This window comes from Salinifilum ghardaiensis, assembly GCF_054491345.1.
This window is the reverse complement of record NZ_CM137101.1, coordinates 3,469,200-3,480,979: the sequence shown is the minus strand read 5'-3', so window position 1 is coordinate 3,480,979 and position 11,780 is coordinate 3,469,200. Positions and strand designations below refer to the sequence as shown.

The following is an 11,780-nucleotide window of genomic DNA, read 5'->3' as shown; positions in this document are numbered from 1 at the left end:
GTCAGTCCTCCACTCCGGTGGAGGTGCGTCCGCCTCCCACTCCGCTCCAACCTAGCGCGGTTGAGCAGTGCGTAACACCGTCCTCACGGGGCGGGTGTGGCCATGACCACAACCGAACGCGGCGGAGCGGCTACAACTCGTGCGGACCGGTCCGCCCGAAGCCGTGCCGCGCGATCGGACTGCCCGGCCGCACGCTGCCCCACGCCAGGCGCCGCCGCACCCGGGCGGGGGCGTTCCGGAACATCGCGGACATCGCCGCTGCGGTGCGCGCGGGATCCCCGTCGCCGGTGAGGAACGCGGTGCGGTGCCGCGGTGGCAAGGTGAGGAACGCTTCGAACATCTCCGGCACCAGGTGCGGGGGAAGCGCCAGCATGGCGTGCAGCGCCCGCCGCCGCAGCAGGTGCGCGCCGAGCTGCCGCGGTGGCCACAGCATCGCCCAGGCGGTGCGGGCGGCCTGCTGCGGTCCGCTGCCGAGCCCGGCGCTGATGGCCGCGGCCAGCCACGGTGCGCGTTGCAGCGAGGTGGCCACGCTGAAGCCGCTCGCCGGGTGCACCAGCCCCGCCGCGGCGCCGAACGGGATCACCCGCCCGGGCCTGGGCAGCGGGTCGTCGACGGGGAACCGCACGCGCTCCTCGGTCAGGCGCTGGTCGGGGTCGACGCCCGCGGCCGCCAGCCGCCCCGCCAGCCGCCGGCGCAGCAGCGCCAGCGGCAGCGCGGGCCGGCGCGCCAGCGCGGTCTCCTCGACGAGCAGGCGGCCCGGGGCGGTGCGCACGGCGTAGCGGAAGGTGGGCCAGCCGCCGTCGCTGTCCGGGGCCGGGCGCCAGTCCATGAACACGTCGGCGTCCTCGCCGCCCGGCAGCTGCTCGGCGGCGAGCACGACGCCCACGGCGCTCTGCTGCGCGGGAGTCCGGGGCGGGCGGCCGCCGCAGAGCACGCGGGCCGGGCCGGTCGCGTCCACCACGGCGGCCGCGGCCAGGCACCGCCCGTCGCGCAGGTGCACCGTCGATCCGGTCGGTCCGTGCTCGGCGGCGGCGACGCGACCGGTGATCTCGGTGACGTCGGGGCGCTGCAGGTGCTCCCACAGCGCGGCGTTGTCGAGCACCACGTACGGGCTGTGCCAGGTGTGCCAGCCGGTGCCGTGCACGCGGACCCGGGGCATGACCGCGGCCCGGGCGGCTTCGGGCAGGCAGGGGGGCAGTTCCGAGCGCCAGGCCGCGTAGGTGTGCGGCCAACCGCGCCGCGGGTTGGGGTCGACGAGCGCGACCTCCAGACCGGTGTCGGCGCAAGCCGCGGCCACCGAGCGGCCCGCGGGGCCGGCGCCTGCGACGAGGACATCCACCACGCTCCGCATCAGATCATGACCCGCACGACACGGTGCGCAGCCCCTGGTCGGTGCGCGCCCGCGCGGTCGGTAGCGTGACACCATGCCGACACGTTCCGAACTCCGCGCCCGTCGTTTCGGTGGGAACGCGGGTGCGGCCTCGACCGAGGACCTGGCGGGCAGCCCGTTCCGGGCCGACCGGGACCGGGTGAGCACTTCGGCGTTCTTCGCCCGCCTCGGCGGTGTGACGCAGGTCGTCAGCCCCGGCGGCCCGGGGCTGCTGCTGCACAACCGCCTGACGCACAGCCTCAAGGTGGCGCAGGTGGCCCGCGCGGTGGGTGAGCGGCTGCTGGCCGAGCCGGAGATCGCGGCCACGCTGGACCGGCTCGGCGGCTGCGACCTCGACGTGGTCGAAGCGGCCGCGCTCGGCCACGACCTGGGGCACCCGCCGTTCGGGCACCTCGGCGAGGTCGTGCTCGACCGGCTGGGGCGCAACCGGTTCGGCCTGGTGGACGGATTCGAGGGCAACGCCCAGAGCTACCGCGTGGTCACCCGGATCGACGTGCACGGCACCGGCGGCAGCGGCCTGGACCTCACCGCCGCGGTGCGCGCGGCGCTGCTGAAGTACCCGTGGACGCGGGTGCCGCACCCGGAGGCCCCGGATCCGCGCGGGGTGGACGGGCCGCCGCGCGGCGCCTCGGAGCCGCAGGATGCCGCGGGGACCGGATCGGCGAAGTTCTCCGGTTACCTCAGCGAGCTCGCGGACCTGCGGCACGCGCGAGCGCCGTTCGGTGAGCTGGAGCACTGGCAGCAGACCGTCGAAGCGTCCATCATGGACACCGCGGACGACATCGCCTACGCGATCCACGACCTCGAGGACTTCCACCGCGTGGGGGTGCTGCAGGGCGCGAACGTCGACAGCGAGCTGACCCGGTGGCTGGGCGACTCCCTCACGTTCGCCGGCGCGGCAGCCGAGGAGCTGGCCGAGAACTCGCAGCGGCCCGGTGCGTCCCTGGAAGCGCTGCGGCGCCGCATCCACGACAAGGACGCGTGGATCGCCAGCGACGAGGCCTTCATCAACGCGGTCAAGCGCGTGCGGGACAAACTGGTCCGCAGTCTGCTGTGGACACCGTTCGACCGCTCCCAGCAGGCCGAGCGCGCGGTGGCCGAGTTCTCCGGCGAGTGGACCCGCCGACTGGTCGAGGGCGTCGAGGTCGAGGAGAAGCCCTCCACCCGCTCCGGGCACGTGCTGCTGGCGCCCGAGCAGTGGCACGAGGTGCAGGTGCTGAAGTTCGTCCACCGCCGCTTCGTGCTGCAGCGCCCGGACCTCGCGCTGCACCAGCGCGGTCAGGACCGGTTGCTGAGCAAACTGGTGGAAGCGCTGGACAACTGGGTCATCGACCGCAGCGAGGTGGCCCGCCTGCCGCACCGCTTGCGCGACCTGTTCGACCTGGCCCGTCAGGAGACCACCGAGCTGTGGGACGTCTACCAGCAGCTCAGCGGTGCGGCCGCGCGGGCGGGAACGGCGGCCGAGCGGGAGGAGACCATCGAACGGATGGCCCGCGGTCGCGCGGTGCTCGACTTCGTCGCCTCCCTGACCGACGACCAGGCCGCCGCGCTGCTGGAGTCGTTGTCCGGGCGGACCACCCAACTCTGGAACGACGCCTTCGTGCTTTGACCGGTCGCGTGGGTCTTGCGTGGCCCGGTTGTGAGAGCCTGCGTGCAGGCGGGCGAGTGGTGGAGCGTTGTGCTGGTGGAGCACTCGAGAGGTTGGTGCTCGGAGGACGGCGCGCCGGAGCCGGAATTTCGCATCGAACCGTGGCCGACCTTCCTGCATGACCGCCTCCACGCGTGAACGCGGTGCAGTGGCAGAGGAGGCCGTCGTGGCGAAGGTGCGGGAGCTGCCCGGCGGAGGGCGGGCGGTCGAGGTCGGGCCCGAACGCGTCGCCCGCTGGTTCGAGCGGTTCGCCGAGCGGCACGGCGGTGCGCAGCGCACCGAGCGCAGTGCCGAGCGGGTGACCGTCACCGCCGCCGACGGGTCCACCGCCGCGGTGGCCGTGCCGTTCGGCCCGCTGCCCGGGCCGCACGGCGCGGTGACCGGGTTGGACGTCTCCGCGCTCGTGGAGCACCTGCACCGCGAGCGGCGGATCGGGCTGGTGCTGGTGCGCCGCGGCGCGCACAGCGTCGGCATCGCCGCGGGCGAGCGCGTCGTGCGCTCGAGCACCGACCGCCACCGGGTGCAGGGCAGGACGAAGGCGGGCGGCTGGTCGCAGCAGCGCTACGCGCGCCGGCGTGCCGGGCAGGCCCGCGAGGCGCTGCGGTCCGCGGCCGACGCGGTCGCCGAGACCCTCGTGCCGGAGCTGCCGGTGCTCGACGGCGTGGTGCTGGGCGGGGACCGCGGCGCGCTGGACGAGCTGGCGACCGACGGGCGCCTGGCCGAGCTGTTCGCGCGGGCCGAGCCGCGCGTGCTCGACGTCGCCGAACCGCGCCGCGCCGTCCTCGACGAGGCGGCCCGGCGCGCGGCGGCGGTGGAGGTCGAAGTGCGCGAGGCGTGAGCGCGGTGACACCCGCCCGGATCACCGGTGCGGCGCGTCGACGGGTACACTCGCCCAGTGGTGCGCAGGTCGAGGGCAGTGGCGAAGAGCCCCGCGGACGTGGATTGACCCCGTCTCCCACGCGCGGCTGCTCGCTTTTCGGCGATCGTTCGACCCGACCACGACTTCTCCCCGGAGCTTTTGTTGATTTCTGCCAGCGGCCTGGAACTGCGCGCGGGTTCGCGCATCCTGCTGTCCGACGCCACCCTGCGGGTGCAGCCCGGCGACCGGATCGGCCTCGTCGGCCGGAACGGCGCGGGCAAGACCACCACGCTGCGCGTCCTCGCCGGCGATGACGAGCCCTACGGCGGCACGATGCAGCGCAGCGGTGAGATCGGCTACCTGCCGCAGGACCCGCGCGAGGGCGATCTGCGCGTCACGGCCAAGGACCGGGTGCTCTCCGCCCGCGGCCTGGACCAGCTGCTGCGGGACATGGAGAAGGCCCAGTCGGCCATGGCCGAGCTCGCCGACGAGCGCGAGCGGGACAGGGCCGTCGCGAAGTACGGCCGGCTCGAGGAGCGCTTCGCCGCCCGCGGCGGCTACGCGGCGGAAGCCGAAGCGGGCCGCATCTGCGGCAACCTCGGCCTGGAGCAGCGCGTCCTCGAGCAGCCGCTGGGCACGCTCTCCGGTGGGCAGCGCCGGCGCGTCGAACTCGCGCGGATCCTCTTCGCCGCCGCCGAAGCCGGACCGGGCGGACGCTCGGCCACCACCCTGCTGCTCGACGAGCCCACCAACCACCTCGACGCGGACTCGCTGAGCTGGCTGCGCGAGTTCCTCAAGAACCACGAGGGCGGGCTCGTGGTCATCAGCCACGACGTGGAGCTGCTCGACGACGTCGTCAACAAGGTGTGGTACCTCGACGCGATGCGCGGCGAGGCCGACGTCTACAACATGAGCTGGCAGCGCTACCAGGACGCCCGCGCCGCCGACGAGCAGCGGCGCCGCCGCGAGCGCGCGAACGCCGAGAAGAAGGCCTCGACGCTCAAGGCGCAGGCCGACAAGCTGGGGGCGAAGGCCACCAAGGCCGTCGCCGCCAAGAACATGGCCCGGCGCGCCGAGCAGCTGCTCGAGAACACCGAGACCGAAGGTCCCAGCGAGAAGATCGCCAACATCCGGTTCCCCGAACCGGCCAAGTGCGGAAGCACTCCGTTGCGCGCGTCGGGCCTGTCGAAGGCCTTCGGCTCGCTGGAGATCTTCAGCGGCGTCGACCTGGCCGTGGACCGCGGCAGCCGGGTCGTCGTGCTCGGCCTCAACGGTGCGGGCAAGACCACGCTGCTGCGGCTGCTGGCCGGCAAGGAAAGCCCCGACTCCGGCGAGCTCGAACCCGGATACGGCCTGCGCACCGGGTACTTCGCGCAGGAGCACGAGACGTTGGACCACGACGCCTCGGTGTGGGACAACATCCGCTCGGCCGCCCCGGACACCCCGGAGCAGGAGCTGCGCACCCTGCTCGGCGCGTTCCTGTTCCGCGGGGAGCAGCTGCAGCAGCCCGCCGGTTCGCTCTCCGGCGGCGAGAAGACCCGGCTGTCCTTGGCCGGGCTGGTCTCCAGCGCCGCGAACGTGCTGCTGCTGGACGAGCCCACCAACAACCTCGACCCGGCCAGCCGCGAGCAGGTGCTGGCCTCCCTGCGCGCGTACACGGGCGCGGTCGTGCTCGTCACGCACGACCCCGGTGCGGTCGAGGCGCTGCAGCCGGAACGCGTGATCCTGCTGCCGGACGGGACCGAGGACCACTGGTCGGAGGAGTACCTGGACCTGGTCCAACTGCACTGAGGACCGCCGGATCGGCGTGCGCCGCGGGTCGTGCGGGGCGCCGTGCGGCGCCCCGGAACGGCGGTTCCGCCCGGGCGTGCGGAACGCCACGCGCCGGCGGTGGTGATCATGCTGACACCGCCCGAATACGTGTCCGAACCGGCGTGTCAAGGATCTTGGCGTGCGATCGCACAAATAACACCCGTGTAGGTGAGCTGATCACGGGGACGAGTGTGGTGAGCGTCGTCATTTGAACACGCACGGTGCCTGATGCGCCAGATGGCCTAGTTCATTCCGGTGATCGGAAGCCTCCGATTTCAACCATTGGACGATCTTTTTTTCATGATCACCTGGCGTTCGCGCTTTTCCTGTTCGATCATTGCGCTGACAGGGGTCGCGAGGCCCGACCTGCTCGGAGGGAAGGCGGGGACACTGTGACTGAGCTGAAGAAAGGCGCGCGCATCACAGGCAGCGCACGCGACAAACTTGCCGCTGACCTGAGAAAGAAGTACGAGAAGGGAGCGAGCATCCGCGCTCTCGCCGAATCCACCGGACGGTCGTACGGGTTCGTGCACCGGGTGCTGACGGAATCCGGCGTGCAGCTTCGCGGCCGGGGCGGCGCGACGCGGTCCAAGAAGAAGTAAGCGGCGGCCACGCCCGGTGACCTCGGGCGTGGCCGCGTTCAGCTCGTGGCCGGGCGCGTTGCGCACGTGACCCGGCGCTGTGACGGAGGCGGCCGGTGCCGAAGGCGGAGATGGACACCGACCTGCTGGTGCAGGCCGGGGTGGACCTGGCCGTGCAGCAGCGGCACGCCACGATCACCCTGAACCGGCCGGAAACGCGCAACGCGCAGACCCCGTTGACCTGGCGGGCGCTGCGGGAGGTCGGTGCGTACCTGGATCCGGAGGTCCGCGTCGTGGTGGTGCGCGGCACCGGCGGAGTGTTCTCCGCGGGCCTCGACCAGCGGCTGCTCGACGATGACGCGGTCGAGGGCATGGCGGGGCTCGCGGATCTCGTGCGTCGCCCCACGGAGCTGGCCGACGGGGAGATCGAAACGGCCCAGCAGGGTTTCACGTGGTTGCACGACCCGGAGCGGTTGACCATCGCCGCGGTGGGCGGCCCTGCCGTGGGAGCGGGACTGCAGCTGGCGCTGGCGTGCGACCTGCGCATCCTCTCGGAGGAGGCGTGGATGCGCGTGGACGAGACGGAGCAGGGGCTCGTGCCGGATCTCGGCGGGACCCGTCCGCTGGTGCAGACCGTGGGGTACGCGCGGGCCGTCGAGCTGTGCGTCACCGGGCGCGAGGTGCCCGCGCGCGAGGCCGAGCGCATCGGCCTCGCGAACGCGGTCGTGCCGCCCGAGCAGTTCGACGGCGAAGTCGACCGGCTGGTGGCCGCGGCCTGCCGGCTCCCGGACACGGCGCTGCGCGAGACGCTCGCGCTGCTGTCGCAGGACGCGGACGAGGCCGTCGACCCCGAGCAGCAGCTCGCGGCCGAACGGGCCGCCCAGCTGCGCTGCATCGGGGACCTGGCCGAGCGCCGCGGCTGGGAGTAGCAGGACTGCGCCGCGGCGCCGTTGCGCGGGGCCCGCGGACTCCTCACATCCCGGAGGTCCTCCCGTCCGGCAGCGCCACCGGGGCGAGGCGCGCGAACTCGTCGCCGGGGCCGGGGTTGGTGCTGTCCGTGCCGCCGCCGAAGTGGCGCAGCACGCCCCACACCGCGTTCAGCGCGGTGTGCACGGCCCCCTCGGCCCAGCCCGCCGTCCAGGACACGTCGTCGCCGGCGAGGAAGAAGCCGCGGTGGTGCTCGGCGAGCTCGTCCTGCGCGAAGTGCGTGAACAGGCGCCGCTGGTAACGGTAGTGCCCGGGGAGGTTCGCCTTGAACGCGCCCGTGAAGTAGGGCTCGTCCTCCCACGAGACGGTGACCGGATCTCCGATGATGTGCTCGCGGACGTCGACGTCCGGGTAGATCTCGCCCAGGGAACCGAGCATGATCGACATCCGCTCCTCCGCGGGCAGCGGCAGCCACTTCAGCGAGTCGTCGCACCAGGTGTACGACAGGCACAGCGCCGCGGGCCGGTCGTCGCCGAAGTCCAGGGGGTAGGTGCTGCGCGTCATGCGGTCGGTGAGCGTGGTGCTCAGCACGTCCCGTCCGGTGCGCGGATCCGCGTCCTTCCAGAAGGGACGGTCGACCGGGACGAACGTCTTCGACGACTCCATGTAGTGGGTCCGCTCGATCGCCGTCCACTGCTCCATGGGCAGCAGGGATTCGTCGCAGGCGATCTTGTTCAGCAGCATCCAGCTCTGCCCGGTGAACACGGCGGCCGGGAAGTGCGCCGTCTCCCCCGAGGCGTCGGTGACGGCGATGGGGCCGGAGCCCTGCCGGCGCAGTTCCGTGACCGCGGGGCGCGGAACACCGCCGTGCAGCGAGCGCAGGCTCGTCCCGCGCTGCCAGTGCACCGGCTTGTCCGGCTCGTGCCGCCACAGCCGCTGCGGCAGCTGCTGGCACCCGCCGAGGATGCTCACGTGGTCCTCGTCCGCGCCGGTGTAGACCACGCGGAGGATCTCCAGCATCGAGTTCGGGAAGTCGGTGTCCCAGCCGCCGGTGCCGAAGCCGACCTGGCCGAAGATCTCCCGGTGCGCGAACGACGCGAACTCGGGGGAAGCGCTGAGGAAGCCGTAGAAGGACTGGTCGTCCAGCTCGACCACGAGGCGGTTCCACAGCTCCTTGATCCGCGCGGTGTCCCGCCGGCGGATCGCGTCCTGCATCTCGGTGAGCTGCGCGCGGTCGCGCAGGGTGCGGTCCCACGCGCGGGAGACCTCGGAGAACACCGCCGGCAGGTCCTCGAGGGTGCGGGCGTAGTGCGATCGTCCCTTGAGGTCGATCACCGTGCTGCGGGCGCCCGGGGCCAGGGGGTTCGGGAACGGCGCGGTCTCCAGCCCGACCTCGTCGATGTAGTGGAACAGCGCCGTGGCCGACGCCGGGAAGCGCATCGCGCCCATCTCGGCGACCACGTCGTCCGGGCAACCGGGGAACGGAACGCTGCGCATGCGCCCGCCGATCTCGTCGGCCTCGTACACGACCGGCTTCAGCCCGGTTTTCATGAGCTCGTGGGCGGTGATGACGCCGGACAGACCGCCGCCGATCACGGCGATCTCGGTGCCGTGGTGCTCGGCGGGCACGGAGCCGAGACCGGCCGGGTGCGCCAGGTAGTCGTCGTACGGGAAGGGGAAGTCGGGGCACAGCATCGTGATCGGTTCCTGCGCGCCGGGCGCAGCGGTGGCGGAGTACACCCTGGGATCTCCTCGTCTCAGCGGGTCACGGGCGGGGCGCTGGCGCCACGCCGACGTAGTGGTGCGGCTGCCGGTCGGCGAGGTGCGTGTTGTTCGCGCGCGCTCTCGCCAGAGCGGCGGTGTCGACCTCGGCGGTGAGCAGGTGCGGTTCGGCGCCGGCGCGCACCACCTCGGCGCCGTCGGGGGAGGCCAGCACGCTGCGTCCGCAGTAGGCGGTCCCGTTCTCCTCGCCGCACCGGTTCACGTATGCCAGGTAGAGTTGGCTCTCGAAAGCGCGTGCGGGGACGACGGTTTCGGCGACGAACTCGTGCGGGCGGGCGAGCGCGGTGGGGACGACGAGCAGTTCGGTGCCGGCGAGCGCGTGGGCGCGCACCATCTCGGGGAACTCCACGTCGTAGCAGATCAGCAGTCCGATTCGGACTCCGCGCAGGGAGGCCTGCACCAGCGGAGTGCCACCCGGGGTGAACCAGGTGCGCTCGAACTGTCCGAAGAGGTGGGTCTTGCGGTAGTGGGCCTCCTCGCGGCCGTCCTCGTCGACGACCCGGACCGCGTTGTACACCTGCTCCCCGTCCCGCTCGGGGTAGCCGTACGCGATGGCGGTGCCGTGCTCGGCAGCGATGCGCGCGACTTCCGCGCCCGCGGGTCCGGTGCGGCCTTCGGCGAGGCGGTGGGTCTCGGAGCCGATGTCGTAGCCCGTCAGCGAGAGCTCCGGGGCCACCAGCAGGTGCGCTCCCGCCGCGGCGGCCTGCCGCGCGCGCTGGCCCAACCTGGCGAGGTTGGCCGCGGGGGAGGCGCACACCGTGGCGTCCTGGTCGAGGGCGATGTGCATGGTTGCGAAACTACGGGCCGCCGGTTGCGCAAGACAACGCGCGTGCATTCCTATTCCGCGCATTTGTGTTGCGGAAATTCGCCATCCCCCGTTCGCTCGCTGCGTGCCGCGCCCGGTGCCGCCGGGACGGCGCAGCGCCGTCCCGGCGGCACCGGGGGACTCACCGCGGCGGGTGGTGCTCAACATCGTTGCGCGGCTCGTTCAGCCGCGAGCGCCACGTGCCGTAGGCGAAGTAGATCGCCAGACCGCAGGCCATCCAGGCGCCGAAGACCAGCCACGTCGAGGTGTCCAGGTAGAAGATCATGTACGCGCAGACCACCGCGCCGAGCAGGGGAGTGGCCGGGTACAGCGGGACCCGGAAGCGGCGGGGCAGCTCCGGACGCGTGCGCCGCAGGACGATGACCGCGATGTTGACGAGGCCGAACGCGAACAGGGTGCCGATGCTGGTGGCCTCGGCGAGCGAGCCGAGCGGGACCACGGCGGCCAGCAGCGCGATGAACGAGGACACCACGAGCACGTTCCACCGCGGTGTGCCCGTCCGCGGGTTCACCCGCGAGAAGCGGCGCGGGATGAGGCCATCGCGCGACATGGTGAACAGGATCCGGGTCTGGCCGTACAGCACCGCCAGGACCACGCTGGCGATCGCCACCAGCGCACCGAGCGCCAGCACCGCCGACCACAGCGCCCCGGCCCCGGTCGTGCTCGTGAGGACCCGGCTGAGCACCGCCTCGCCGCCGGCGAAGTCGGTCCACGGCATGGCGCCGACCGCGGCGAGTCCGACGAGGCAGTACAGCGCCGTGACGATCACCAGCGAGAGGATGATCGCGCGGGGCAGGTCGCGCTCGGCGTTGCGGGCTTCCTCGCCCGCGGTGGACGCGGCGTCGAAGCCGATGTAGGAGAAGAACAGCGTCGCCCCTGCCGCGCTCACGCCGGACAGGCCCAGCGGCGCGAAGGGAGTGTAGTTCTGCGCGCGCACGGCGAGGAAGGCCACGGCGCAGAACACCAGCAGCGTGGCCACTTTGACCACGACCATGACGGCGTTCACCCGCGCGCTCTCCCGCGCGCCGCCGAGCAGCAGGAACATGGCCAGCAGCACCACGGCCACGGCCGGGATGTTGAAGATCCCGCCTTCGCCCGGGGGCTGGCTGAACGCATCGGGGATGACGGTGCCGGTGACGATGTGCAGCAGCTCGTTGAGGTACTGCCCCCACCCCACCGCGACGGCCGCGACCGAGACGCCGTACTCCAGGACCAGGCACCAGCCGCAGATCCAGGCGATGAGCTCGCCCAGCGTGGCGTACGTGTAGGAGTAGGCCGACCCCGAGGCGGGGATCATGCCGGCCAGTTCCGCATAGGACAGCGCCGACAGCAGGGCGGTGAACCCCGCCAGCGCGAAGGCGAGCACGACGGCGGGACCCGCTTCGGGCGTCGCTTCACCGAGCACCACGAAGATGCCCGTTCCCAGCGTCGCTCCGATGCTGATCATCGTCAGCTGGCCCAGCCCGAGCGACCGGTGCAGCCGGTGTTCGCCGTCGGTCTCCTCGTCGGGCTTCGTGACCGGTTTCCTGCGCATCACGCGGGTGCGCAGCGGTGCCGGTCCGGTGCTCGGTCTGCGCGCGGTGACGTCCGCGCGATCGGCGTGCAGCATGAGGTGGTTCTCCCGGGGTCGTCGTTGACCGCGATGCGGCATGCGCTTGTGCGCGACAGCACAACGCGATGCCGCGCAACAATAAAGAGACATCCGGTGCGCGAACAGCGCTGAACCTTGTGCATGTGCGGGTTGTTGCGGTGCAAAGTTGCGTCCGCGCTCAACGGTGCTGCCCGCGGTGCTCCGGCCGGCCGGTTTCCGGGGACGTGGGCGCGGTTTCCTGCGCTGCGCGCGGAGTTCCGCTGTGCACGGCGCGTTCCCGGATCGCTCCACAGTGCACTCGGCGGGAGGTGCGCTCGGCCGGTGGGGAGTCCGCACCGGGCGCGGCCGCGGCCCCGCGGTGCCG

Annotated in this window: 9 protein-coding genes; 5 read left to right on the top strand and 4 right to left on the bottom strand. The window is 72.6% G+C overall.

Annotation, left to right across the window (positions count from 1 at the left end; all coding sequences use genetic code 11):
• Positions 1–130: 130 nt before the first annotated feature.
• A complete protein-coding gene (locus tag ACVGV0_RS15785; protein ID WP_459156453.1) occupies positions 131–1,342 on the bottom strand; it encodes a lycopene cyclase family protein in 1,212 nt (403 codons plus the stop codon).
• An 82-nt stretch (positions 1,343–1,424) separates the two neighbouring features.
• Between ACVGV0_RS15785 and ACVGV0_RS15780 the strand changes: the two genes are divergently transcribed.
• From ACVGV0_RS15780 to ACVGV0_RS15760, 5 genes are all read left to right on the top strand, one after another.
• Positions 1,425–2,999 carry a deoxyguanosinetriphosphate triphosphohydrolase family protein gene (locus ACVGV0_RS15780; protein WP_459156452.1) on the top strand — a complete coding sequence of 525 codons (1,575 nt, stop codon included), beginning with the start codon at positions 1,425–1,427 and terminating at the stop codon, positions 2,997–2,999.
• A gap of 205 nt (positions 3,000–3,204) precedes the next feature.
• The gene (locus tag ACVGV0_RS15775; protein ID WP_459156451.1) at positions 3,205–3,876 is read left to right on the top strand and encodes an acVLRF1 family peptidyl-tRNA hydrolase; all 672 of its coding nucleotides are present in this window, start codon (positions 3,205–3,207) and stop codon (positions 3,874–3,876) included.
• Between the two features lie 183 nt (positions 3,877–4,059).
• Positions 4,060–5,688, top strand: a complete 1,629-nt coding sequence (locus ACVGV0_RS15770; RefSeq protein WP_459156450.1) for an ABC-F family ATP-binding cassette domain-containing protein — start codon at positions 4,060–4,062, stop codon at positions 5,686–5,688.
• Positions 5,689–6,101: 413 nt separating this feature from the next.
• Positions 6,102–6,311: a helix-turn-helix domain-containing protein gene (locus ACVGV0_RS15765; RefSeq protein ID WP_459156449.1), complete on the top strand. Its 210-nt coding sequence runs from the start codon at positions 6,102–6,104 to the stop codon at positions 6,309–6,311.
• 95 nt (positions 6,312–6,406) lie between these two features.
• The gene (locus tag ACVGV0_RS15760; protein ID WP_459156448.1) at positions 6,407–7,219 is read left to right on the top strand and encodes an enoyl-CoA hydratase/isomerase family protein; all 813 of its coding nucleotides are present in this window, start codon (positions 6,407–6,409) and stop codon (positions 7,217–7,219) included.
• Positions 7,220–7,262: 43 nt separating this feature from the next.
• Here ACVGV0_RS15760 and ACVGV0_RS15755 read toward each other — a convergent pair whose 3' ends face one another.
• From ACVGV0_RS15755 to ACVGV0_RS15745, 3 genes are all read right to left on the bottom strand, one after another.
• Positions 7,263–8,912, bottom strand: coding sequence for a flavin monoamine oxidase family protein (locus tag ACVGV0_RS15755; protein ID WP_459160026.1), 1,650 nt, complete (start codon positions 8,910–8,912; stop codon positions 7,263–7,265).
• Positions 8,913–8,982: 70 nt separating this feature from the next.
• The gene (locus ACVGV0_RS15750; protein ID WP_459156447.1) at positions 8,983–9,786 is read right to left on the bottom strand and encodes a carbon-nitrogen hydrolase family protein; all 804 of its coding nucleotides are present in this window, start codon (positions 9,784–9,786) and stop codon (positions 8,983–8,985) included.
• Between the two features lie 160 nt (positions 9,787–9,946).
• Complete coding sequence (locus tag ACVGV0_RS15745; protein WP_459160025.1) at positions 9,947–11,359, bottom strand: amino acid permease; 1,413 nt, start codon at positions 11,357–11,359, stop codon at positions 9,947–9,949.
• Between the last annotated feature and the right edge of the window lie 421 nt (positions 11,360–11,780).

Bases quoted from the DNA above. Each gene is read 5' to 3' on its own strand.
- ACVGV0_RS15755 (WP_459160026.1), bottom strand. From the start codon at position 8,912: ATGCTGTGCCCCGACTTCCCCTTCCCGTACGACGACTACCTGGCGCAC.
- ACVGV0_RS15745 (WP_459160025.1), bottom strand. From the start codon at position 11,359: ATGCGCAGGAAACCGGTCACGAAGCCCGACGAGGAGACCGACGGCGAA.
- ACVGV0_RS15780 (WP_459156452.1), top strand. From the start codon at position 1,425: ATGCCGACACGTTCCGAACTCCGCGCCCGTCGTTTCGGTGGGAACGCG.
- ACVGV0_RS15750 (WP_459156447.1), bottom strand. From the start codon at position 9,786: ATGCACATCGCCCTCGACCAGGACGCCACGGTGTGCGCCTCCCCCGCG.